18 protein-coding genes are annotated in these 23243 nt (G+C 68.7%); 6 read left to right on the top strand and 12 right to left on the bottom strand.

Going from position 1 to position 23243, the window contains the following annotated elements:
• Positions 1-108: 108 nt before the first annotated feature.
• Positions 109-264: a hypothetical protein gene (locus AC2YHA_RS08980; RefSeq protein WP_233785721.1), complete on the bottom strand. Its 156-nt coding sequence runs from the start codon at positions 262-264 to the stop codon at positions 109-111.
• Between the two features lie 25 nt (positions 265-289).
• Complete coding sequence (aceA, locus tag AC2YHA_RS08975) at positions 290-1570, bottom strand: isocitrate lyase (RefSeq protein WP_487401214.1); 1281 nt, start codon at positions 1568-1570, stop codon at positions 290-292.
• A gap of 323 nt (positions 1571-1893) precedes the next feature.
• On the opposite strand from aceA, the gene AC2YHA_RS08970 reads away from it, so the two are divergent.
• Entirely contained in the window at positions 1894-3282 is a 1389-nt protein-coding gene (locus AC2YHA_RS08970) for a helix-turn-helix domain-containing protein (protein WP_487401213.1), read from the top strand.
• Positions 3283-3477: 195 nt separating this feature from the next.
• Here AC2YHA_RS08970 and AC2YHA_RS08965 read toward each other — a convergent pair whose 3' ends face one another.
• Positions 3478-5925 carry a TonB-dependent receptor plug domain-containing protein gene (locus AC2YHA_RS08965; RefSeq protein ID WP_487401212.1) on the bottom strand — a complete coding sequence of 816 codons (2448 nt, stop codon included), beginning with the start codon at positions 5923-5925 and terminating at the stop codon, positions 3478-3480.
• A 130-nt stretch (positions 5926-6055) separates the two neighbouring features.
• Between AC2YHA_RS08965 and AC2YHA_RS08960 the strand changes: the two genes are divergently transcribed.
• Positions 6056-6520 carry an Rrf2 family transcriptional regulator gene (locus AC2YHA_RS08960; protein WP_487401211.1) on the top strand — a complete coding sequence of 155 codons (465 nt, stop codon included), beginning with the start codon at positions 6056-6058 and terminating at the stop codon, positions 6518-6520.
• On the top strand, positions 6510-7424 hold the full coding sequence (locus AC2YHA_RS08955; protein ID WP_487401210.1) for an NAD(P)/FAD-dependent oxidoreductase: 915 nt from the start codon (positions 6510-6512) through the stop codon (positions 7422-7424). The genes AC2YHA_RS08960 and AC2YHA_RS08955 overlap by 11 nt, the downstream gene beginning before the upstream one ends.
• A 22-nt stretch (positions 7425-7446) precedes the next feature.
• Here the strand turns inward: AC2YHA_RS08955 and AC2YHA_RS08950 are convergent, their stop codons facing one another.
• Both AC2YHA_RS08950 and AC2YHA_RS08945 read right to left on the bottom strand, forming a co-directional pair.
• The gene (locus AC2YHA_RS08950; protein WP_487401209.1) at positions 7447-7719 is read right to left on the bottom strand and encodes a hypothetical protein; all 273 of its coding nucleotides are present in this window, start codon (positions 7717-7719) and stop codon (positions 7447-7449) included.
• A gap of 184 nt (positions 7720-7903) precedes the next feature.
• Positions 7904-8662 (bottom strand): energy transducer TonB, encoded by a 759-nt coding sequence (locus tag AC2YHA_RS08945; protein ID WP_487401208.1) that lies wholly within the window; start codon positions 8660-8662, stop codon positions 7904-7906.
• Between the two features lie 172 nt (positions 8663-8834).
• Between AC2YHA_RS08945 and AC2YHA_RS08940 the strand changes: the two genes are divergently transcribed.
• Entirely contained in the window at positions 8835-9749 is a 915-nt protein-coding gene (locus AC2YHA_RS08940) for a TolB family protein (protein ID WP_487401207.1), read from the top strand.
• A 181-nt stretch (positions 9750-9930) separates the two neighbouring features.
• Here AC2YHA_RS08940 and AC2YHA_RS08935 read toward each other — a convergent pair whose 3' ends face one another.
• On the bottom strand, positions 9931-10974 hold the full coding sequence (locus AC2YHA_RS08935) for an ornithine cyclodeaminase (RefSeq protein ID WP_487401206.1): 1044 nt from the start codon (positions 10972-10974) through the stop codon (positions 9931-9933).
• Between the two features lie 125 nt (positions 10975-11099).
• Between AC2YHA_RS08935 and AC2YHA_RS08930 the strand changes: the two genes are divergently transcribed.
• Positions 11100-11522 (top strand): Lrp/AsnC family transcriptional regulator, encoded by a 423-nt coding sequence (locus AC2YHA_RS08930; RefSeq protein WP_487401205.1) that lies wholly within the window; start codon positions 11100-11102, stop codon positions 11520-11522.
• Between the two features lie 85 nt (positions 11523-11607).
• Positions 11608-12120 (top strand): hypothetical protein, encoded by a 513-nt coding sequence (locus AC2YHA_RS08925; protein WP_487401204.1) that lies wholly within the window; start codon positions 11608-11610, stop codon positions 12118-12120.
• A gap of 39 nt (positions 12121-12159) precedes the next feature.
• On the opposite strand, the gene AC2YHA_RS08920 is transcribed toward AC2YHA_RS08925, so the two are convergent.
• The 6 genes from AC2YHA_RS08920 to AC2YHA_RS08895 all read right to left on the bottom strand — a co-directional run bounded on the left by AC2YHA_RS08920 (position 12160) and on the right by AC2YHA_RS08895 (position 23215).
• On the bottom strand, positions 12160-13824 hold the full coding sequence (locus AC2YHA_RS08920; protein WP_487401203.1) for an amidohydrolase: 1665 nt from the start codon (positions 13822-13824) through the stop codon (positions 12160-12162).
• 160 nt (positions 13825-13984) lie between these two features.
• Positions 13985-14524 carry an Lrp/AsnC family transcriptional regulator gene (locus AC2YHA_RS08915; protein WP_487401202.1) on the bottom strand — a complete coding sequence of 180 codons (540 nt, stop codon included), beginning with the start codon at positions 14522-14524 and terminating at the stop codon, positions 13985-13987.
• 15 nt (positions 14525-14539) lie between these two features.
• Positions 14540-17725 carry an amidohydrolase family protein gene (locus AC2YHA_RS08910; RefSeq protein ID WP_487401201.1) on the bottom strand — a complete coding sequence of 1062 codons (3186 nt, stop codon included), beginning with the start codon at positions 17723-17725 and terminating at the stop codon, positions 14540-14542.
• Between the two features lie 199 nt (positions 17726-17924).
• Complete coding sequence (locus tag AC2YHA_RS08905; RefSeq protein ID WP_487401200.1) at positions 17925-20138, bottom strand: TonB-dependent receptor; 2214 nt, start codon at positions 20136-20138, stop codon at positions 17925-17927.
• A 527-nt stretch (positions 20139-20665) separates the two neighbouring features.
• The gene (locus AC2YHA_RS08900; RefSeq protein ID WP_487401199.1) at positions 20666-22042 is read right to left on the bottom strand and encodes an L-serine ammonia-lyase; all 1377 of its coding nucleotides are present in this window, start codon (positions 22040-22042) and stop codon (positions 20666-20668) included.
• A 6-nt stretch (positions 22043-22048) separates the two neighbouring features.
• Positions 22049-23215, bottom strand: coding sequence for an aminotransferase class I/II-fold pyridoxal phosphate-dependent enzyme (locus tag AC2YHA_RS08895; RefSeq protein ID WP_487401726.1), 1167 nt, complete (start codon positions 23213-23215; stop codon positions 22049-22051).
• Between the last annotated feature and the right edge of the window lie 28 nt (positions 23216-23243).

Genomic DNA, 23243 nt, shown 5'->3' with positions numbered 1-23243 from the left:
TCGCGGTAATGCCCGCCGGCGGATCGCTCCGCCGACGGGCACCTTTCCTCCCCAGGAAAGCTTGGGAATGGCCGGCGCGAGGCGGGGGCTCCCGCGCTGGCCGGGACCTCAGCCGAGGCGGCCGAGGCGGTGGTAGAGGTTGCTGAACTTGGCCGAACGCGGTTCGTCGGCGATCTTGCGGACATAATCGCCGATCGCTTCCTTCATCAGGCCGAAGTCCTCCGTCGAGAAGACGGCGCGGCTGCGGGTCGGTTCTTGGGTCATCGGTCTTCTCCTTTCTTCATGGGTCTCAGGCGGCCACGGTGAACTGCGCGGCCTCGGTCGATTCGGCGAGCGCGGTGGTCGAGCTCTGGCCGCCGGCGAGCGTGGTCGCGACCAGGTCGAAATAGCCGGTGCCGACCTCGCGCTGGTGCTTGGTGGCGGTGTAGCCGTTCGCCTCGCTCGCGAACTCGGCCTGCTGCAGCTCCGAATAGGCGGCCATGCCGCGGTCCCTGTAGCCGCGCGCCAGCTCGAACATGCCGTGGTTGAGCTGGTGGAAGCCCGCCAGCGTCACGAACTGGAACTTGTAGCCCATCGCACCGAGCTCGCGCTGGAAGCGGGCGATGGTGTCCCGGTCGAGGTTCTTCTCCCAGTTGAAGCTCGGCGAGCAATTGTAGGCGAGCAGCTTTTCCGGATGCTCCCGCCGGATCGCCTCGGCGAAGCGCCTGGCGTCGTCGAGGTTGGGATGCGAGGTCTCCCACCACAGCAGGTCGGCGTGGCTGGCGAAGGCAAGGCCGCGCTTGATGCAATGGTCGACGCCGGTGCCCTCCTTCAGGCGGAAGAAGCCCTCCGGCGTGCGCTCGCCGGTCAGGAACTCGCGGTCGCGCTCGTCGACGTCGGAGGTGATCAGCCGCGCGCTCTCCGCATCGGTGCGGGCGATGACCAGCGTCGGCACGCCCGAGACGTCCGCCGCCAGCCGTGCCGCATCGAGGTTGCGGACGTGCGCCTGGGTCGGGATCAGCACCTTGCCGCCGAGATGCCCGCACTTTTTCTCCGAGGCGAGCTGGTCCTCGTAATGCACGCCTGCGGCGCCGGCGGCGATGTACGCCTTCATGATCTCGAAGCAGTTGAGCGGTCCGCCGAAGCCGGCCTCGGCATCGGCGACGATCGGGGCGAACCAGTCGCGGGTCGCGCCGCCCTCCATATGCTCGATCTGGTCGGCGCGCTGCAGCGTCGCGTTGATGCGGCGCGCCAGCTCCGGCCCGGCGTTGGCGGGATAGAGCGACTGGTCCGGGTACATCTGTCCGGCGGTGTTGGCGTCGGCCGCGACCTGCCAGCCGGACAGATAGATCGCCTTCAGCCCGGCGCGGACCATCTGCATCGCCTGGTTGCCGCTGAGCGCGCCGAGGGCGTTGACGTAATCCTCGCTCTTCAGCAGCTCCCACAGCTTGAGCGCGCCGCGGCGGGCGAGCGTGTGCTCGACCGGCACCGAGCCGCGCAGCTTCGCGACATCGTCCGCCGAATAGGGCCGCACGATGCCGTCGAAGCGGCCGGTGGGGGCGGGGACGAGGTCTTCGAAGGTGGTTGGCATTGTCTGTTCCTTGACAGGTTCGGGTGTTCTGTAAGGAAATCTTGACTAAGTTGACTATGGGCGATGGTGTGGTTTCGAGGTAAGGCTGTGTTTGGACTGGTTGACTGGTTTGAAAATATGTAAGGAATTTACAACTTCAAATCCTCCCCGGTACGGGGAGGGGGACCGCCGCGCGCAGCGCGGGGGTGGAGGGGGCCCGCCTCCTCGGTATCGCTTGTGGCCGGGCCCCCTCCACCATCGCTGCGCGATGGTCCCCCTCCCCGTGCCGGGGAGGAGCTTAAGTTGAAACATATCAAGAACATTCGGTTGTAGGAAAACGGAAAATGGCGCAGCGGAAGCTCCTGGCCGGCCATGCGGTGCGGCGGCTCAGGCGGCAGCATGGGCTGACGCAGGCGGCGATGGCGGAGATGCTGGGCGTGTCGCCGAGCTATCTGACGCTGGTCGAGAAGAACCAGCGGCCGCTCAGCGCGACCCTGCTGCTGCGGCTGGCCGAGGCGTTCGACTTCGATCCGCGCGCGCTGGCGGCGGGCGAGCCGGGCGGCGGGGCGGAGGCGGTCCGGCGGCGGCTGGCCGATCCGATGTTCGCGGACCTCGAGATCGATCGCGCGGAGCTGGAGGAATGGCTCGCCGGCGCGCCGGGCGGGGCGGAGGCGTTCGCGCGCGCCTATGACCGGATCGGGGCCGGCGGCGGCACGGCGGCCGAGGAGGTGCCGGATGCCGGCGTGCTGGTGCGGCGCGAGATCGAGCGGTGGCGCGGCCATTTCGCCGACCTCGACGCCGCCGCCGAGGCGCTGGCCGACGAGCTCCGCCAGGGCGCGGGCGATCTCTATGGTGCCATGGCGGAGCGATTGCGGGTCAAGCACCAGCTGTCGATCCGCATCCTGCCGATCGAGGTGCTGCCCGACGTGCGCGTGCGGCTCGATTTCCATGCGCGGCAGCTCCAGCTGTCGGAGACGCTCGATCCTTCCGCGCGCACCTTCGCGCTGGCGCGGCAGCTCGGGCTTGTCGAGGCACGCGGTGAGATCGACGCGCTCGCGCGGGGCTCGGGCTTCGTCGATCGCACCGCCGAGCGGTTGTTCCGGCGGCACCTCAGCGGCTATTTCGCGGCGGCGGTGATGATGCCCTATGCCCGCTTCCTGCGCGCGTGCGAGGCGACCGGTTACGACCTTGAGCTATTGCGCCGCCGCTTTGGCGCGAGCGTGGAGCAGGTGGCGCATCGGCTGACCACGCTGCAGCGGGTCGGCGCGCGGGGGCTGCCCTTCTTCATGCTGCGCACCGACCGGGCCGGACAGGTATCGAAGCGCTTCGCCGGGGCGAGCGGCTCGCCGCTGGTCGAGGGACCGGGGCTGTGCCCGCTATGGGACCTGTTCGCGGCTTTCGGACGGCCGGACGAACGGATCGTGCAACTCGTCGCGCTGGAGGACGGCAGCCGCTGGTTCACCAGCTCGCGCTGCGTCGGGCCGGCGGGCGGCTGGAGCGGGGCGGTGAAAGCGCGGTTCGCGGTGACGCTGGGGCTGGCGGCGGAGCTTGCCGGCGGACTGGCGGCGGCACGGGGCATCGACCTGGGCGGTGAGGCGGTGCCGATCGGGCTCGGCTGCCGGGCCTGTACGCGCGCCGATTGTCCGCAGCGCTCGGCGCCGCCGGCGGGACGCGCGCTGGTGATCAGCGAGCGGGAGGCGGGGGTGTCGCCGTTCGGGTTCGCGGGGGATTGAGGACTGGAACGAGACGACATTCAAATCCTCCCCCGCCAGGGGGAGGTGGCGCGCGAAGCGTGACGGAGGGGGAGGAAGCACACCGCCAGTGGGTCGCCGTCCTCCCCCTCCGTCAGCTTGCAGCTGACACCTCCCCCTGGCGGGGGAGGATTGAAAAGGTGCGCACTTTCCGCCGAACCGTCGCTCGGAGGAACGTCAAGCCCCGCCGAACCGCTTGGTCAGGACCAGCCCTATGGTCCGGGGATTGGGCGGGTTGTTGTATGGATCATAGCCCACCACCCCGTCGACGATGCGGGGCGGCTGCCGGTCGAACGCATTGGCGATGACGAGCTGCACGCTGCTGTCGGTCAGCCATGGCGCCGCCGACAGGCGGCCGAGGTCGAAGCCGAGGAACAGCGAGGCGGTGACGAACGACCCGATCTTCCTGCGCGGCTGACCGGGGCGATCATCGGTGAAGCCGTCGACATAGTTCACCACCGACCCGACCGAGACGCCGTCGCGGCCCCACACAACGGTGCCGTTCAGCCGCAGATCGGCCGGCTTCGCATAGCCGTCGAGCCGCGAGAGCGGCGTCGAGCCGTCGGCGGTCAGCTTGAGGTTCAGGATATATTGGCCGGTCATCTTGACGGCCGCCGTGCCGCCGAACAGCCGCGAGCGGTAGGCGAGGTCGAGATCGAGGCCGTCGGTGGATTCGGCCGCGAAGTTCTGCGCCCGGATGTCGGCGATCACCTGCACTTGCGACAGCAGCTCCGCGGGCACCTGGCCCGCGCCATCGAACATGGTCAGCTCGCCGCCGTTGATGAACGGGACCTGCGCGAACCTGCGGAAGACGGCGGGATTGTCGATGACCTGCCGCACCTGTTCCGGGCTGGGGTGCGCGATGTTGAAGACCTGGAGATCGCCGACCGAGAGGCTGTCGTCCGGCGACGGCGAGCCGACGCGGCCGGAGATCCTGATATGGTAATAGCCGGCCTTGATCGAGAGATTGGGGATGAAGGTCGGCGTGAAATCGATGCCGGCCGTGAACGTATCGGCGTTCTGCGTCTTGAGATCGGGATTGGCGCCGGCCCGGAACATCACCAGCGCCTGGCCGGCGGGGAGCGCGGGATTCTGGTCCGCCGGGTTCAGGAACGCATAGTCATAGATGCCGAACGACACCTGCTCGGCAACGCCGATCGTGCTGCGGAAGCGCGGCACGAGGAACGACCGCGCATAGGTGCCGCGCAGCGCGACGGAGCGGTCGACCTGCCAGCGCACGCCCAGCTTCGGCGACAGGGCCGTGTCGAAGCCGAGATCCTCGTACCGGGCCGCCGCGGAAAGGGTGAGCGAGCGGATCAGCGGCACCGCCTGGTCCGGGCCCACGAGCGGCACGTTGAGCTCGCCGAACACCGACTTGACCTTGCGTGTGCCGCCGTTGCGATTGAAGAAGATCGTCGCGTCGGTGCGCAGCGTCTCGGCGCGATACTGGACGCCGCCTGCTGCCAGGATCGGCCCGGCCGGCAAGCGCGCCAGCGCGGCCTGGCCGCGCAGCTCCGCGACGAACAGGGTGTTGGTGTATTCGCGGGTGCTCGGCGGCCGACCGGCCCGGCTGGCGCTGCTGTCGGTCTCGTTGCGGTGATAGTCGACCGTCAGGTCGACCGCGGTGCTGCCGCCGCCCTGCCAGCGCACGCCATTGTAGAGCGACACGCCGGTGGTGCGGGTCCTGAAGACCCGGTTGAATGCGGGCTCATCGAGATAGAGCTGCCGCGACGAGCGGTCGCGCTGGAAGCGCGAGGCGTCGATGGAGAAGGTGAGATCGCCCACCTCCTGCTGCGCGCCGGCGTAGAAGCCGGTGAGCCGCTCGTTCGGGAGCTGGGTGATCTGGAGCGTCTCGCCCGACACGTCGACGGGATCGCCGACGAAGGGCGAGCGCTTCTGGTACATCGCCATGCCGTAGACGTTGCCGCCGTTCCACGAATGGCCGGCGAGCGCGCTGGCCTGCACGTCGGTCTTTCCGGTGCGAGTCGCGGCCGCCCCGCGCAGCTGCAGCTCGATCCCCTCGGTTGGCCGGCGGGTGACGATGTTGACGACCCCGGCGACCGCGTCGGCGCCATAGGTCGCGGAGGCGCCGTCGGGGATGATGTCGATGCGCTCGATCAGCATCGACGGGATGACCGACACGGTCGGCGATTCGTTCATGCCGACCGACGGCATCCGCCGGCCGTTGAGCAGCGTCAGCGTCGCGTCGGACGCGAGCCCGCGCAGCGCGAAGCCCGCGAAGCCGTCGAACTGGTTGTACGGCGTCGCGTCGCCGAGCGGGGCGCCGATGCTCGCGCCGGTGGTGGCGAACTCGCTGAGGTCGCCGGTGAAGTTCTGCGGGATCGTCAGCATATATTCCGAAACGGCGCCCGATCCGGAGCGCACGATGTCCGCCTGGTCATGGGTGAACACCGGGCTGGCGACATATTCCTTCGGCAGGCCGCGGATCAGCGAGCCCGTGACGATGATGTCGCCCGGAGTCCTGGCTTTGGGATCGTCCGCGGTATCCGGCGCCGCGTCCTCGCCGGATCGATCCGGCGGAACCGCCTCCTGCGCAATGGCCGGCGATGGCGATGCGCCGATCAACGCAGCGGCGGCGAGGCCCCTGATGACGAGATGCTGCAAGTCGTCCCCCTGTTATAGATATGATACATCATATCGTCATCAGGGCGGTATTGGTGTGCCCGGACGATGTCAATCCCGGCGCCGGATCGTCCGCTTGACTTTTCGCGACTCACGCAACATATGAAGTTTCATGAGACGCGACAGTCGATTGTCGGGCGTGCTCCACGTCCTGCTGCACATGGCCGAGCACGACGGTCCGGTGACCTCGGAGCTGCTGGCTAGGGCGATGAGCACCAACCCGGTCGTGATCCGGCGGATCATGGCGGGTCTGCGCGAGCAGGGCTATGTGCGGTCGGAGAAGGGGCATGGCGGCGGGTGGACGATCGCCTGCGACCTTTCCGCCGTGACCCTGCGCGACGTCTATGATGCGCTCGGTTCACCCGAGCTGCTGGCGATGGGCAATCGGACGGAGGCGCCCGGCTGCCTCGTCGAGCAGGCGGTGAACGCTGCGCTGGAACAGGCCTTCCACGATGCCGAGGCGCTGCTGCTCGCGCGGCTGGGGGAGGTGACGCTTGCCGAACTCAGTGCCGATTTCCACGCGCGGATGATCGCGCGCGGCGGCCCCCATGATCTGGAGAATGCCCATGCCGCTTGACGCCTCGGACCAGCTGGATGCGATCGTGGTGGGAGGCAGCTTCGCGGGCCTCGCCGCCGCCACCTATCTCGCCCGGGCGCGGCGGCGCGTGCGCGTCATCGACGCGGGCAAGCCGCGCAACCGCTTCGCCGAGGAATCGCACGGCTTCCTCGGCCATGACGGCAGCGATCCGCGCGCCATCCTGGCGGCGGCGCGGACGCAGGTGGCCGCCTATCCCACCGTCGAGATCGTCGAGGGCGAGGCGGTGGAGGCCAGGGCGGACGGAGACGGCTTCTCGGTCGGCCTCGCGGGTGGCGAGACGTTGCAGGCGTCGCGGCTCGTGCTCGCCTTCGGACTGACCGATGGCTTGCCGCCGCTGCCGGGGCTGGCGGAGCGCTGGGGCAAGACGGTGCTGCATTGCCCCTATTGCCACGGGTTCGAGTTCGCCGACGAGCGGCTCGGCGTGCTCTACACGATGCCGAATTCGATCCATGGCGCGATGCTGATCGCCGAATGGGGCCCGACGACGCTCTACCTCGACGGGCAGGCGGTGCTCGATGCCGAGAGCGAGGCGGAGCTGGTGCGGCGCGGCGTGGCGATCGAGCGCGATCCGCTCGCGGGATTGGAAGGGGAAGGCGCAGGGCTGTCGCATGTCCGTTTCGCGGACGGGCGGCGGCGGGCGATCGACGCGCTGTTCGTCGCGCCGCGCTCGACCCTCACCAGCCCGCTCGCGGCGCAGCTCGGTTGCGCGATCGACGAGGGGCCGATGGGACCGGTCGTGCGCACCGACGGCGAGAAGAGGACGACGGTGCCGGGCGTCTACGCCGCCGGCGACATCGCCCGCGCGCCGCACAGCGTGAGCTGGGCGGTGGCGGACGGGGTGATGGCGGGCGTGGCGGCGCATCGCTCGCTGGTGTTCGGGTGAGGGGCGGCTGGAGATGCCTCCGTCAATCCGCCTGCTCTCCAACAGTTATAAGTCCGATCACGATAGCCGAGATGATTACGAAAGCCGAGATGATGACGGTGATGATCAAGTACATGGCAATCGCGATCGCATAGGCCGGGCCATAGTGATCCAGTGGATGCGCTAGATAGGGTAACGCATGGGTGAGGAGATTTGATACGGCTACCGACAGCGCGAAGCCTGGTAGTGGCCTGCAATGCAGCTTCCCGATCGCAATAACCGGAGTCGTAGCCGAAGCGATGATGGCAACGCTCATTTGAAACCAATCGATCACTGGCGATGACCTCGAACTGACGGACCCATGCGATTCTGAGTGCCGGATCGAGTCCGGCTATGACGAACATGAAAGGCGTTTACGCTGAATATCGATCCGTCGTAATCTGCATGCCGTCTCAATCTCTGACAACCGGCGCGTTGCTCCCCGCCCATAGTGATACCCGCTACCGCTCCTCCTCCGGCGGTTCGATCTCGACCTGCCAGCTGTGGTTCTCGACGATGGTCGACGGCACCGGCCGGCCGCGGGCGTCGAGGGCGGGGCGGTAGCGGAAGCGTTGCTCGATCAGGCGGCAGGTATGGGCGTCGAGGCGGGCGCTGCCGCTCGTGCGGGTGACCTCGCAATCGGTGACGCGGCCGTCGGTCTCGACGGTGTAGCGCACGCCGACCGTGCCGCCGATGCCGGCGTCGCTGAGGTCGTCGGGATAGTCCGAATCCTTGAGGCGCCCCTTGATGCGGCGCGGCGGCGTCTCGTCCTGCCAGCCGCCGCCGTCGCCGTCCCCCGAGCCGCCGCTGCCCGTGCCGTTGCCGATCCCGCCGGCGCCGGTGCCGGGGCCCGGAACCGGGGCAGCGCCGGTGGTCGCCTCGCTGCCGGTGAAGGGCTTGGGGGCGGCCACGACGGGCGGAGGCAGGGGAATGGGGATCACCGGCGGAGGCGCCGTGACCTCGGTCGCCTTGGAGCGCAGGTTCGGCGGCGAAGCCTCGCCCTCGGGGCGCGTGTTGCGGACCGGATCGGGGATGACCTTCGCCGGCGGAGGCGGTGGCGGTTCGGGGGTGACGCCGAACAGCTTGAGGTCGTCGCTCGGCCGCTGGGTGAAATGCACGGCGAGCCCGACCACCAGCGCATAGCCGAGCAGCGCCTGCACCGCGATCGCCGCGATCGCCGGACCGATGCGGTCCCGGGGACTGGATCGATACGCCGTCACGCCTGCTCACATGGGGAACCGTCGGGGATTCCCCAAGAGCATCAAGCGGATGAACGGAAGCTGGCCGACGGCGAGCACAAGTCTGATTTGGCCTCTAGCCTGGAGCTTCGCATAGCCAAGTGCGGAACTGTGATGTCATCTCCCTTCTGAAATCGATGATGTGGAGACAGGCGTGGAGCAGGGGCGATTCCATGACAGCGGGGCAGCCGGGATCGTGTTGCGCCTGCTCGGGTGCTTGCCGGCGCTCGTTCTCGTCGGCGCGGCGCCGGTCGAGCGGTTGCGCACCCTGGGCGAGGCGGAGCGGTTCGCGCCGGGGATCGCCTCGACGCGCTTTTCCGAGGTGCGGCTGACGATCAGCCCCGACGGAGGCACGGCGCTGTGGTTCAGCCGCGATCGGCCGGGCGGCGCGGGCGGGTACGACATCTGGATGTCGCGCCGCTCCGCCGCCGGCTGGGGCCCGGCGCGGCCGGTTCCGTTCAACAGCGCCGGCCGCGATTTCGACCCGGCCTTCTCCGCCGACGGGCGCTTCGTCTATTTCTGCTCGGACCGGGCGGGCGGCGCCGGCGGCGACGACGTCTATCGCGTGGCGGTGACCGGCGGCGGGTTCGGCGTGCCGGTCAACCTCGGGCCGGAGGTGAACAGCACGGGCAACGAGTTCGCGCCGATGCTCTCGCCGGACGGACACACGTTGCTGTTCTCGAGCGACCGGCCGGGCGGGGCCGGCGGGCACGACCTCTATACCGCGCATCGGCGGGGCGACGGCTTTGCCGCGGCCCGGCCGCTTGCCGGCGCGATCAACACCGCGGCCAACGAGTTCGACGCGACCTTCCTCGCCGACGGAGCGACGATCGTCTTCGCCCGGGCGATGGATTTCCGGAAGGACCGCGTCGACCTGTTCCATGCCGCGCCGTCACGCGGTCGCTACGATGCCGGGACCCAGCTGTCCGGCAGCGTCAACAACGATCGCGATACCTATGGGCCGATGCTCGACTGGTCCGATCGCGGGCGGCTGACCTTTTCGGGGCAGAGGGACGACGGCGGGATGGACCTGTATCGCATCCGCTACCGTCTGAGTATCGCGCGATAGCCATCGACATTCAGATTCATAGGAAGTGCGGCGCTCTTCAATCCTCCCCCGCCAGGGGGAGGTGGCGCCGGAGGCGACGGAGGGGGAGGGTGGCGACAAACTATCGAATTGCTTCCTCCCCCTCCGTCACGCTTCGCGTGCCACCTCCCCCTGGCGGGGGAGGATTGAATGTCGATCCGCTCTACGCCGCCTGGGAGCGGACATCCTGCCGATAGCTCTGGAGCAGGCCGAACAGGTCCTGCGGATTGTCGGGCGCGGCGATCAGGTCGATGTCGGGGACGTCCGCCAGCTCGGCAGCGCGGTCGTCGAGGTAGCGGAGCGCGGCGAAATCCTCCAGCGCGAAGCCGACCGAGTCGAACAGCGTCACCTGCGCGTCGCCGGTGCGGCCGGGGGCGAGGCCGGCGATCACCTGCCAGATTTCGGTGGCGGGGAAGTCCGCCGGCATCTGCTGGAGCTCGCCCTCGATGCGGGTCTGCTCCTCCAGCTCGACAAATACCTCAGCGCGCAGCAGGATCTCGCGCTGGAGCTCGGTCTTACCGGGGCAGTCGCCGCCGATCGCATTGAGGTGCACGCCTGCGCCGACCATGTTGGCCGAGAGAATGGTGGCGTTGCGCTTGTCGGCGGTCGCGGTGGTGATGATGTCGGCGCCGAGCACCGCGTCCTGCGCGGTGTCGGCCGCGGTCACCGTGAAGCCCTGCGCCGTCATGTTGCGCATGAACTTGGCGGTGGCAGCGGGATCGACGTCGTAGGCGCGCAGGCGGTCGATGCCGAGCAGCGCGCGGAACGCCAGCGCCTGGAACTCGGACTGGGCGCCGAGGCCGATCATCGCCATGACGCGGCTGTCGGGCCGCGCCAGCCGGCGGGCGACCAGCGCCGAGGTGGCGGCGGTACGCAGCGCCGTCAGCAGCGTCATCTCGGCGACCAGCCGCGGATAGCCGGTGGCGACGTCGGAGAGGACACCGAAGGCGGCGACGGTCAGCAGCCCGGCGCGGCCGTTCCTGGGATGGCCGTTGACATATTTGAAGGCGAAGCGCTCGTCGTCGGCGATCGGCATCAGCTCGATCACGCCGACGTCGGAATGGCTGGCGTGGCGCGGCACCTTGTCGAAGCTCGCCCAGCGCGCGAAGTCATGCTCGATATAGCCGGCGAGGCCGGTCAGGAACGGCTCGATGCCGATGTCGTGGACGATCCGGGCCAGAGTTTCGACGCCGATGAACCTGGTCATGTCCGTTTCTCCCCGAGCTGATGGATCGGAGATTAGGCCGGCGGAATGCCCGATTGTAATGCGCGAGCTGTGCATCGTGGGCGCCAGGATTTGACATCCTGCGCGATCGTGGCAGGCAGAATGCCATGCAGCCGCTGGATCAGCTCGACCGCAGGATCATCGCCGCGCTGCGCGGCGACGCACGGGCGCCGATCGCCAAGATCGCCGGCGTGCTCCAGGTGTCGCGCGCGACGGTGCAGGCGCGGCTCGACCGGCTGCTCGCGTCGGGCATAATCCTGGGCTTCACCGTGCGGGTTCAGGAGACGGGCGACGAGGGGCTGCGCGCGATCATGATGATCGAGGTGGCGGGCCGCTCGACCTCGGCGATCATCCGCCGCCTGCGCAGCTTCCCCGAGCTACGCGCGCTGCACACCACCAACGGCGCGTGGGACCTGGTCGCCGAAATCCACGCCGAGGACCTGCGCTCGTTCGACCGCATCCTGCGCGAGATCCGGTCGATCGACGGCATCCTCAACAGCGAGACGAGTATTTTGTTGAGCAGTGCGTAGGCACCACTACTTCGCTTGTGCCCCTGAGCGATGACTGCTTACGACCCCACTTGCGGACATTGCTCGGCGCAGACATGCTCCGCTTATGAAGCGGTCTCATCTGCTGGCGCTGGCGCTTCCGTTCATACTCGTCGGCTGTTCATACTCATATGATGTTGTGGCAGTCGTGATCGACGGACATCTTACCTTCATCGTTGATCCCAAGTCTGCACAGGGGGTTTCGTGCCTCAACGCGATCGACGTAATCGCACGCGATGAGGTACGTGCTAAGCCGTCGCCCGGCGACGATATCGTTCGCCTACAATACGGTACGTTCTGGCACCAACGCTTGACCTACGACTGCGTGGATCCGTTTCCCGTTCGCTATGGTCAACCTTTCAAAGGAAAGCCGGCCCCGCTTGGGCAGGAGCCGGACAACGTCGCAGCAAAGCCGCTCCGTATTGGGGTCGTTTACGAAGTCACCACTGTCACGGGGGCGACCGGATATGGCAGCGGTGCATTCAAGATTCTGCCAAATCGGAGAGTAGTGAATGTTCCGCTGTCGTCGCTCATCGATGCCACTGGTCAGTTGGAGCCGGTCTCAACGAACGACCGCTAATCACCCATTGCAGACATTCGGGCTCCCGAGCCCACCACACTACGCCGTATACCGCTCCCGCCCACCCACGATCGTCCGCAGCACCTTGATGTCGCGCAGCTTCTCCGGATCGGTCATGAACGGATCGGCATCGAGGCACGTAAGGTCCGCATAATAGCCCGGCGCGATCACGCCGACGCGGTCTTCCTGGAAGCCGGCGAAGGCGTTGTTGATCGTATAGGCGATCAGCGCCTGCTCGACGCTGACCTTCTGGTCGGGGAGCCAGCCCTGCGGGTTGGCGCCGTCGATCGTCTCGCGCGTCACCGCGGCGTAGATGCCCTCGATCGGGTCGAGCGGCCCCACCGGCCAGTCGGAGCCGAACGTCACCCGCGCCCCGCTCGCGATCAGCGAGTGGAAGGCATAGGTGCCGGCCAGCCGCTCCTGTCCGATCCGCTTCACTGCCCAGCGGCCGTCGTCGATCGCGTGATAGGGCTGGACCGAGGCGATCACCTGCTGGCGCGCGAAGCGGGGGATGGTGGTCGGGCTGACGTGCTGGGCATGCTCGATGCGGAAACGGCGGTCGCGCGCGCCGTTCATCCGTACCGTCTCGGCATAGACGTCGAGCACGTCGTCGTTGGCGAGGTCGCCGATCGCGTGGGTGGCGACGTGGAGGCCGGCCTTGTCGGCGGCGGGGATGAAGCGGCGCAGGTCTTCGAGGCTGATGACGCGGACGCCGCGCTGGCCGGGCGCGTCGGCGTAATCGTCCCGGAACAGCGCGGTGCGCGAGCCGAGCGAGCCGTCGGCGAGCGCCTTGACCCCGCCCCAGCGCACCCAGTCGTCGCCGCGGCCTTCCTCGGCGACGATCGCCACCATCTTCTCCCAGTCGGCGATCGGCACGAAGCAGTAGAAGCGCAGGTCCAGCGGCCCCTTCGCCCGCGCGGCGCGGATGGCGTGGAAGCTGCCCCAGTTGATGTCGGGGACATGGACCTGCGCGAAGCCCTTGCTCAGCGCATGGGCGATGCCGCCGCGCACCGATTCGATCGACTCCTCGGTGGTCTGGGGCGGGATGACGCGCTCGACCAGCGGCTTGGCATTGTCCTTGATGATGCCGGTCGGCTCGCCGTTGGCGTCGCGGACGATCACGCCGCCCGCCGGATCGGGGGTGTCGCGGGTGATGCCGGCGAGCTTCAGCGCGACGCTGTTGAGCAGGTACATGTGGAGGTCGGTACGCGGCACCGCGACCGGCGTGTCCGGCGTCACCGCGTCGATCCAGGCGCGGGTCGGCAGCTCGCCGCCGAGCCGCTGCTCGTCCCAGCTGCCGCCGAGCAGCCACTTGCCGGGCCGCGCGCGGGCCGCCGCGCCGATCCGCGCCGCGAAATCCTCGCGCGACTTGGCGCCGAGCAGGTCGGGCTGGCGGAGGATGTCGGAGCCGATCAGGAAATGGGTGTGGTTGTCGGTGAAGGCCGGCATCAGGAAGGCGCCGCCGAGGTCGACCACGCGCGTCCGGCGGGTGGTGCGGGCCTTGACCGCGTCGGCGCCGACCACGGCGATGCGCTCGCCGACGATGCCGACGGCGCCGCGGCTGGGAGGACCACCGCGGCCGGTCCACAGCGTCGCGTTGACCAGCGCGAGGTCGAGGCCGTTGTCGGCCGCATGGGCGAACAGCGGTCCCGCCAAGGCGAGCGCGGCCGCGCCGCCGCCGATGAAGTGGCGCCGATCGATCATGATGTCCTCTTGTTTGGTGATTCTGCAAATCCTCCCCGGCACGGGGAGGGGGACCAGCGAAGCTGGTGGAGGGGGTTCGCCACGAGCGGCGTAGTATGAGGAGAGCCCCCTCCACCGCCTTCGACGGTCCCCCTCCCCGTGCCGGGGAGGATCGGGAGCCCTACAGCGGGATCGGATATCCCGCGAAGGGCTTTACCTCTTCCATCACGACGTGGGTGACCATCTTCTCGACCTTGTTGGCGGGGTCGAGCAGGCGGTGGGCGAAGGGCTGCCAGTCCTGCAGGCTGGGGAGCATGAAGCGCACGAGATAGTCGAACGGGCCGTTGACGCGGAGCGCCTCGACCACCTCGGGCATCTCCCTCAGCAGGCGGTCGAATTGCTTGAGATCGACCGGGTTGTGCGAGGCGAGCGCGATCTCCGCGACCATGAACACCACCGGGTCGACCTTGGTGATCGCGACCGCGGCGTGATAGCCGCGGATGATCCCGGCCTTCTCCATCTGCTGCACGCGCAGCACGCAGGCGCTCGGCGACAGGGCGACGCGTTCGGACAGCGTACGATAGGTGATCGTATCGTCCCGCTGCAGCTCCTCCAGGATGCGGCGGTCGCGCCGGTCCAGTTTCAGGGCGAGGCTCCTCGATGTGCGCGGCCCCGGTGCCGCAGCCTTCGCCTGATCGCACGGGTCGGCGCGCCGTGCCAAGAGTCATGGCAAGAGTCACGGCCGCGGCGCCCCCGTCTGGAACCATTGGCGCGGGAGCGCCTGCCGGCGCGGCCACACTTCGTCCAGCGTGCCGGCGTCGTAGAGGCGGCCGTTCTTCATCACCTGCCCGATCGACAGCGTGTTGCGGATGTCGGCGGTGGGATCAGTGTCGAGAATCAGCAGGTCGGCATATTTGCCGGGCTCGAGGCTGCCGATGTCGGGCAGGCGGCCGATCACCTCGGCCGATCCGATGGTGGCGGCGTGCAGCACCTCCATCGGCGTCGCGCCGCCGGCGGCATAGGCCTGCAGCTCATAGTGGTAGCCGAGGCCCTGGAGCTCGCCGTGGCTGCCGATGCCGATCAGCCCCCCGGCACGCTGGATGCGCAGGACGTCTGCGGCGAAGCTTGGGTAACTGAGGTCGTCGGGCGCGGTCCACACCCGGCCGCGCATCTTCGCCTCGACCACGCCGGCCGGCATGAAGCGGCGGAGCTTGGCGTCGCGGCTGGGATCGTTGGCGATGATGAAGCTCGGGAGCGACGGCGCGCCGCCGTACATCACGTTAAAGGTGGGCGTGTAGGCGATCCGGCTCTGGGCGTAGAGACGCACCACGTCGTCGCGCAGCGGGCTCAGCGGCAGCATGTGCTCGTTGCCGGAGAAGCCGTCGAGCGCGTGCGTCAGGTTGAGGTTGAAGTCGCTCGCGCCCTCGGTGGTCGGCATCATGCCGAGCTCCTTCGACGCCTCGACCATATACTGCCGCTGCGCGCGGTTGCCGATCAGGTAGGACTTGATGTTGCGGGTGCGATAGGCGTCGCGGTAGCGGGTCAGGATCGCCAGCGCGTCGGCCTTGGAGTTGACCTCGCTGTTGAGGAACACGCCCGGGCCGGTCGAGAAGGCGCGCGGGCCGACCATCATGCCGGCGTCGATCATGTCCTGATAGCCGAACACGTCGATCGTGAACGGCTGGACGTCGAGCCCCGAGGTCACGCCATAGGCGAGGTTGGCGAGGAAATCCCAATGATCGGGGTCGAGCACCTCGCGGCGCACCTCGAACCAGTGCGCATGGGTGTCGACGAAGCCGGGGAGCAGGAACTTGCCGGAGACGTCGCGTACCTCGGCGCCGGGCGGCACCGCCACCTGGCCGGTCGGCCCGACCGCGACGATGCGGTTGGCGGAGACCACCACGTCGGCGCCGCGGATCACCTCGTCGCCGCGCATCGTGATCGCGGTGCCGCCGCGCAGCACGATCGTCCCTTGCGGCACGTCGCGCGGGCGCTCGATCTCGGCGGGGAAATGCTCGGCGCGGGCCTCGGCGTCGGCGGCGATGCCGGCCACCGGCACGCGGCTCAGCGTCGCGCCGGTCGACCACAGGATCGACCCGCCGTCCGGCGACCAGTCGACATAGTCGGCACCGACGTGCGTCAGGCGGGTGACGCCGACGCTCGGCTGGTCGATGCGGACGGTCGGCGGCGCCTTGTCGGTCGCCGGGGGCACGTTGACCAGGTAGAGCTGCGAGGCGGCCTTCACCAGCGCGCGGTCGCCCTTGGGACTGAGGCGCACCGTCTCCGGCGGGATCAGCGTTCCCGTGAAATAGCGATTGCTGTTGGGCGTCTGGATGACGAGATCGCGGCGCAGGTCGTTGCCATCGAGACTGACCGAGCTCAGCCCCTCGCGAGTGAGGAAATGGAGCCGCTTGCCCGTAGCGTCGAACTGCAGCGCGCGGGCGCCGGCGGCGCTGGCGACGACCGCGGGCTCGCCACCGCCCAGGGCCAAGCGGATGATGTCGGTCGGGCGGGCGGGGGAGAGCTCGCTGGCGGTGTTCAATCGCTCGAACTGGCTGGCGCGCAGTACCGCGACGGTCCTGCCGTCAGGTGAGACTGCCGGCTCGGTGTAGAAGGCCGGCGTCTGTGTCAGCCGGCGTGGGCGGCCGCCATTTGCCGGGACCGACCACACATGGCCGCCGTCGCTGGCGTTCCAGGTGACGTAGACGAGGGTGCGGCCGTCGGGCGACCAGCTCGGCTGGTAGGCCATGCCCTCGACGCGCGGCACCGCCGCCGGCCGCGCGCCCGGCGTCAGCGCCTGAGTGTAGAGCGTGCCGACCGCGGTGTAGGCGACCCGCCGCCCATCCGGGGAAAGGCGCGGCGCCTGAATGACGCGGACGCGGACCGGGCCCTCCTCGTCCTTGGTCTGGACGCGGGTCTGGGCGCCGAGCGCGAGCTTGACCGGCGCCTGGAACGGGATCGGCGTGCGCTTGCCGTCGGCGAGGTCGATGCGGGTGATCTTGCCGCCGACTGCGGTCAGGATCGCGCGGTCGTCGGGCGTGAAGGCGACGCGCGGGACGAGGTCGTTGTAATAGCCGCCTTCCTCACCGTCGTGATCGATCGGGAAGGTCAGCCAATCGTCGCTGCCGCTGACGAGGTCGCGGATGCGAAGGCCCGTCTGAGACCCGAGCCGGCTCGCATAGACCAGCTTGCGTCCATCGTGCGACAGCGCCGGCCGCATCGCCGCGCCGGGGGGCGAGATGATGCGGTCCTCGACCCCGGTCCGGAGGTCGCGACGGACGATCGACCAGTGCGGCAGCGGATGCTCGGTCCACAGCGAGCCGGTCTTGCTCGCGTAATAGAGATACTTCCCGTCCGGGGAGGCGATGGCGCCGAGCACGTTGACGCGGTCGTCGAACGGCTCCTGGCCGCCGGGCTGCGCCTTGGTCACCTGGATGCCGGCGCCGCCGCCCATGTCGAACATGAACAGCTCGAACGCGAGCGTCGCATGGACCGTGCGCGAGACGTAGACGAAGCGCCCGTCCGGCGACCAGGCCGGCGAGGAATAGATCGCCGCGCCGGTCTCGTTCGACAGCTTGCGCGGGTCGCTGCCGTCGGCATTGGCAACCCACAGGTTGGTCGCGCCCGAGCGATCGGAGAGGAAGGCGATGCTGCGTCCGTCGGGGGAGAAGACCGGCTGCGTCTCGAACGCGACGCCCGTCAGCACCGGCCGCGCGGTGCCGCCCGCGACGTCGAGCGCGTAGATGTCGCCGAGCAGGTCGAACAGGATGGTGCGGCCGTCGGGCGACAGGTCGAGCGCCATCCAGGTCGCTTCCCGGGCGGTGAAGGACAGCTCGCGCTCGGGCTTGAGCGTGAGCGGGGTCTGGGCGGAGGCGGCGAAGGGGAGCAGGCAGGCGGCGCCGAGGAGGAGACGTGCGATCATCTGAGAACCTTTAGCGAGCACAGTGCCGCTGCGCCCTAAGATCCTCCCCGCTTGCGGGGAGGGGGACCAGCGAAGCTGGTGGAGGGGGCTCGCCACGAGCGATGTAGCATGAGGCCAGCCCCCTCCACCGCCTTCGGCGGTCCCCCTCCCCGTGCCGGGGAGGATCGAGTGTCCTCGGCGGCGCCCCGGCATATCGCGTTCAAAGACGCCAGTCGAAGCGCAGGCCGATGGTGCGCGGCCGCACCACCGATCCCTGCGGACGCGGGTCGAAGTCGGAGAAGGGCGCGTTCAGCACGCCATATTCGTTGAACAGGTTGCTGACGAACGCCGACAGCGACACATGCTCGTCGACCTCGACCGAGCCGCGCAGGTCGAACAGGTTGAAGTCGCCGCGCGTCGCCGGCGAGCCGAACGCGACCGGCGCCGACGACAGGTAGCGATGCGCGATCTCGAACCGCGGCTTGCCCGGCACGTCCTTGAGCTCGAGCGTCGCGGTCGAGTTCACCGACCATTTCGACGAGCCCGGCAGGGTGAGGCCCTCGGCGAAGCCTGCGAAGGGCTCGGTGACCTCCGAATCCTGATAGGTCACCGAGGTGGCGACGCGGAAGATCGGCGCGACCTGCCATGATCCGCTGAACTCGACGCCGTCGATCCGCGCGCCGCCGGCGTTGGTGACGTAGGAGTAGAAATAGGGCGCGGGCGAGAACAGGCGGACCTGGATGTCCTTCCAGTCGATGCGGAACAGCGTCGCGTCGAGCAGCAGCCGGCCGCCGGCGAGCGTCGCGCGGGCGCCGATCTCATAATTGTCGACCGAATCGCTGTCGTAGGATGCCGGCAGCGTGCCGACGCCGATGCCGCCGATCCGCCCGGCGTTGGGATTGGCGCCGCCGACGCGATAGCCCTGCGAATAGGTCGCATAGGCCATGAAATCCTTGTTGGGGCGATAGGCGACGGTCACCTTCGGCGTGAAGCCGTTCTCCGCCTGCTTCGACCCGAAGGAGATGCCGGTCGGCGTGAACGCGCCCCGGAAATTGGCGTAGGGCGGGATCGTCACCTGCGCGTCGGCCTTCACGTCATAATAGCGGCCGCCGACGGTCAGCTCGAGCTCGGGCACCGGCTTGAACGAGACCTCGCCGAAGATGCCGAGGTCCTTGTTCGACTGTCCGGTGATATACTGGTTGAAGACGTCGCCCGGCGCCAGCAGGCTGCCCGGATAGCCGCCGAAGTCCGCCGGGTTGGCATCGATGAACGCCGCGGCGCCGGCCTGGTGGACGTCCTCCACCACCGATTTCTTGCTGTACTGATAGAAGACGCCGACCAGCCAGTTGAACCGACGCTCGCCTTGCGAGGCGATGCGCGCCTCGATACTGCGGATCTTGGCGTGGTTGTCGCCGATATAGGTGCTCAGCACCGGCACGCCCTGGAGATAGCCGGTGGGCGTCTCGTCGAACACGGTGCGGTTCTTCTTGTCGCTGAGCGCGCCGAGCACGGTCAGCTTCGCGGCGTCGCCGAGATCCTGGTCGACGCGCAGGCTGTTGACGAACAGCCGCGTCCTCTGCGGCTGCGCCTGGTAGCTGTCGGTGGTGTAGCCGCCGAGGCGCAACGTGGTCTGGTCCTCGAGCCGCGTCTCCTGGAACATCGAGAGATAGGAGATGCGCGTGCCCTCGGCGGGCGTGAACACCACCGATCCGCGCAGGCCCCGGGTGCGCAGGTCGTTGATCCCTTCCTCGCCGGTGCGGGTGTTGTCGATGTAACCCGAGTCGTAGCGGTCGAGACCGACCAGCCTTACGGCGAGCTTGTCCTGGATGAGGGGGATGTTGATCATGCCCTTGACGGCATGGTTCATGTCGCCGGAGCTGTTGTCGGTCGCGCCAATCAGCGCCTGGGCGGCGGCGTCAAACTTCGTCGGATCGGCGGTGTGGACGACATAGTTGACGAGGCCGCCGAGCGACGAGGAGCCGAACAGCGTGCCCTGCGGCCCGCGCAGCACCTCGACGCGGTCGAGGTCGAAGGTGTCGACGTCGGGGATCAGCGTCGGCCAGCCGGGCTCCGACAGCGGGATCTCGTTGAGGTAGTAGCCGGTCGTCGTCTGACCCTGCTCGTGATAGGTGGTCGAGGCGACGCCGCGGATGATCACCTCCGACACGCTCGGCTGATAGTCGTTGAACACGACGCCGGGCATCCGCGCGATATAGTCGGACAGGCCCTGCGCGCCCTGTTGCGCAAGCTGGTCGCCGGTGACCGCGCTGATCGCCAGCGCCACGTCGCGCAGCGATTCCTCGCGCTTGGTGGCGGTGACGATGATGTCCTCGCCCTGCGCCTCGGCGTCCTGCGCCGACGCGGCGGCAGGCAGCAGCATCCCCATCGCGAGCGCAGCGGCGCTCGCGGTCATCACCATCCGTGTCATCTTCATCACTCCCCCCTTGGGCTTGAGTTTCGCATGGGTTCGCTGGCCGGGTTGTCCCCGGTCCGTTGGGGCTGCTGCCCCGCGATGTTCCTCCTCCTGCGAAATCGGCTTTGTTATGTTTTCTGCCGCCTCCTCTGGCTGGTGGGTCCAGCCGTCGGAGCATAGGTCAGCTCAGGACGACGTTCGCCGCGAAGATGGCCGTCCGCGTCGAACATTGTTCGGTGCGCGGCCCTTGCCGGCGAACATCGTGCGGCCGAGCTTCCCCATCGCTTGTCACACGGCTGCAATCTCCCGCGCGGGGGGAGGGTGCGAAACATCCAATTTCGAGGGGAAGTGCGGGACCAAGCGGTGCCTGCCCGGACTCTCCGCGACAGATTGAATCGTCATTCCCGCGAAGGCGGGAATCCATTCTGGCTGACCGAAGTGAGACTCATCACGTTCAGCGACAATGGATTCCCGCCTTCGCGGGAATGACGATGGTTCAATCTAAAGCGGGAAGATTCCGGAGCCCGTCCGCGAATCCCGCGGCTAGCTCAGCAGTTGGGCACGTACACGGCGAGCCCGCCGAGCGAGGTCTCTTTGTAGCTTTCCTTCATGTCGGCGCCGGTGCGCCGCATGGTGTCGATCACCTGGTCCAGCGTGACATGGTGATGGCCGTCGCCGGTCAGCGCGAGGCGGGCGGCGTCGATCGCCTTGACTGCGCCCATCGCGTTGCGCTCGATGCAGGGGATCTGCACCAGTCCGCCGATCGGATCGCAGGTGAGGCCGAGATTGTGCTCCATGCCGATCTCGGCGGCGTTCTCGACCTGGGCGTTGCTGCCGCCGAGCACCGCGCACAGCCCCGCCGCCGCCATCGAGCAGGCGACGCCGACCTCGCCCTGGCAGCCGACTTCGGCCGCGGAGATGCTGGCGTTGCGCTTGTAGAGCGCGCCGATCGCCGCGGCGGTGAGCAGGAAGGTGCGGCGCCCCTCCGCGGTGCCGTGGTGGAAGCGATCGTAATAGCGCAGCACCGCCGGGATGATCCCGGCCGCGCCGTTGGTGGGCGAGGTGACGACCTTGCCGCCCGCCGCATTCTCCTCGTTGACCGCGATCGCCCACAGGTTGATCCAGTCAAGCGTCGCCAGCGGATCGGCTGCCAGCCGTTCCGCACGATCGAGCAGCGAGGCGCGCAGCTGCGGCGCGCGCCGCCCGACCTTGAGCCCGCCGGGCAGCTCGCCGCGCTGGGCGAGCCCGCGGTCGATGCAGCCGTCCATCGCGGCGGCGATGCGGTCGATGCCGGCAAGCGTCTCCTCGCGCGGGCGGTGCGCATCCTCGTTGGCGAGCGCGATCTCGGCGATCGTCAGCCCCTGCGCGTCCGCCATGTCGAGCAGTTCGGCGGCGGTGCGGAAGGGGTAGGGGAGGTCGACCCGGTCCTCCTCCGGCTGGTTGGCGCGGGCCTGTTCCTCGTCGAGCACGAAGCCGCCGCCGATCGAATAATAGGTGCGCGCGAGCAGCGACGTCCCGTCCGCGTCGCGCGCATCGAAGTGCATCCCGTTGGGGTGGAAGGGAAGCTGCTCGCGGCCGAGCCAGAGGATGTCCTGGCGCTCGTCGAAGGCGATGGCATGGGTGCCGCCGAGCATCAGCTGCCCGGAACTGCGGACCTGCTCGATCAGCCCTGGCACCGCATCGGGATCGGCGCTCTCCGGATCGATGCCGTGCAGCCCGACGATCGTCGCCGTGTCGGTGGCGTGGCCGAAGCCGGTCAGCGCGAGCGAGCCGTAGAGCGCGACGGTGACCCGCTGCACCCGCTCCAGCACGCCGCGCTCGCGCAGCAGGGCGATGAAGCGGCAGGCGGCGGTCATCGGCCCCATGGTGTGGGAGCTCGACGGGCCGACGCCGATCTTGAACAGCTCGAACAGGCTTACGGACATGGAGACCTATATAAGCGCGCCGGCGGGAGAAACCGCCCCACGCATCGGCTGGGTGCGGAACCAGGGGGCGAGGCGGGCGATCGCCTCCTGCACCTGCCCGGTCGAAAGCGCGAAGCTGAAGCGCATGAAGCGATGACCCTCGACCGGATCGAAATCGATGCCGGGCGCGGTCGCGACGCCGGTCTCGTCGAGCAAACGGGTGCAGAAGGCGAGGCTGTCGCCGGTCCAGCGGCCGACGTCGGCATAGACGTAGAAGGCCCCGTCCGCCGGCGCGAGCCGGTCGAGGCCGATGTCGGCGAGCGCCTCCAGCAGCAGATCGCGGTTCCGCCGATAGACGGCGACGCGCGCGTCCAGCTCCTCGCGGCAGTCGAACGCCGCCAGCGCGGCATGCTGGGCGAGGGTGGAGGGGGCGAGGAACAGGTTGCTCATCCGCGCGCGGGCGGCGGGGATCAGCTCGGGCGGGACGACCAGCCAGCCGAGCCGCCAGCCCGGCATCCCGTAATATTTCGAGAAGCTGTTGACGATCAGCGCATCCGGCGCCTCGGCCAGCACCGACCTGAGCGATCCGACGAAGCTCAGCTCCTGGTAGATCTCGTCGGAGACGATGCGGATGCCGCGGCGGCGGCAGACGTCGACGATCGCGGAGAGCTCGGCGGGGTCGATGATCGTCCCGGTCGGATTGGCCGGGCTCGCGATGACCAGCCCATCGGGCGCGGGATCGATCCGCTCGATCGCGGCGGCGGTGAGCTGGAACCGCTCGGCCGGGCCGCAGCCCAGCTCCAGCGGCTCGAGGTAGAGCGCCTTCAGCGTGTTGCGATAGGCGACATAGCCCGGCCGCGCGAACGCCACCCGCGCGCCGGGCCGGAACAAGCTGAGCAGCGCGAGCACCAGCGCGGGCGAGGCGCCGGCGGTGAGCAGGATCTGCTCGGGCTCGACCGCGACGCCGTGATCCTCGCGATAATGAAGCGCGATCCGCTCCTTGAGGCGCGTACTTTCCCAATAACCGAGCGCGTCGTTGTCGAGCCGCTCGTGCGCGACCGCGATCGCGCGGGCAGGGGCGCCGGCGGAGGGCTCGCCATATTCCATGCGGACGATCGATCGCCCCTCGGCCGCGAGCTGATGGGCTCGTCGGCTCATCGCCATGGCGTGGAAGGGTTCGATCTCGGCGACCATGGCCCCGCTAAGCATTTTGGTGGTCCGT

This window comes from Sphingomonas sp. SRI_018 (assembly GCF_057586275.1).
Note: the sequence above shows the minus strand (reverse complement) of the source record. Positions and strands in the feature narration are given on the sequence as shown.

What these genes read in the sequence shown, in the direction of transcription:
- AC2YHA_RS08980 (WP_233785721.1), bottom strand. Translation starts at nt 264, where the DNA reads ATGACCCAAGAACCGACCCGCAGCCGCGCCGTCTTCTCGACGGAGGAC.
- aceA (WP_487401214.1), bottom strand. Translation starts at nt 1,570, where the DNA reads ATGCCAACCACCTTCGAAGACCTCGTCCCCGCCCCCACCGGCCGCTTC.
- AC2YHA_RS08970 (WP_487401213.1), top strand. Translation starts at nt 1,894, where the DNA reads ATGGCGCAGCGGAAGCTCCTGGCCGGCCATGCGGTGCGGCGGCTCAGG.
- AC2YHA_RS08960 (WP_487401211.1), top strand. Translation starts at nt 6,056, where the DNA reads ATGAGACGCGACAGTCGATTGTCGGGCGTGCTCCACGTCCTGCTGCAC.
- AC2YHA_RS08955 (WP_487401210.1), top strand. Translation starts at nt 6,510, where the DNA reads ATGCCGCTTGACGCCTCGGACCAGCTGGATGCGATCGTGGTGGGAGGC.
- AC2YHA_RS08950 (WP_487401209.1), bottom strand. Translation starts at nt 7,719, where the DNA reads ATGAGCGTTGCCATCATCGCTTCGGCTACGACTCCGGTTATTGCGATC.
- AC2YHA_RS08935 (WP_487401206.1), bottom strand. Translation starts at nt 10,974, where the DNA reads ATGACCAGGTTCATCGGCGTCGAAACTCTGGCCCGGATCGTCCACGAC.
- AC2YHA_RS08930 (WP_487401205.1), top strand. Translation starts at nt 11,100, where the DNA reads ATGCAGCCGCTGGATCAGCTCGACCGCAGGATCATCGCCGCGCTGCGC.
- AC2YHA_RS08925 (WP_487401204.1), top strand. Translation starts at nt 11,608, where the DNA reads ATGAAGCGGTCTCATCTGCTGGCGCTGGCGCTTCCGTTCATACTCGTC.
- AC2YHA_RS08920 (WP_487401203.1), bottom strand. Translation starts at nt 13,824, where the DNA reads ATGATCGATCGGCGCCACTTCATCGGCGGCGGCGCGGCCGCGCTCGCC.
- AC2YHA_RS08910 (WP_487401201.1), bottom strand. Translation starts at nt 17,725, where the DNA reads ATGATCGCACGTCTCCTCCTCGGCGCCGCCTGCCTGCTCCCCTTCGCC.
- AC2YHA_RS08905 (WP_487401200.1), bottom strand. Translation starts at nt 20,138, where the DNA reads ATGAAGATGACACGGATGGTGATGACCGCGAGCGCCGCTGCGCTCGCG.
- AC2YHA_RS08900 (WP_487401199.1), bottom strand. Translation starts at nt 22,042, where the DNA reads ATGTCCGTAAGCCTGTTCGAGCTGTTCAAGATCGGCGTCGGCCCGTCG.
- AC2YHA_RS08895 (WP_487401726.1), bottom strand. Translation starts at nt 23,215, where the DNA reads ATGGTCGCCGAGATCGAACCCTTCCACGCCATGGCGATGAGCCGACGA.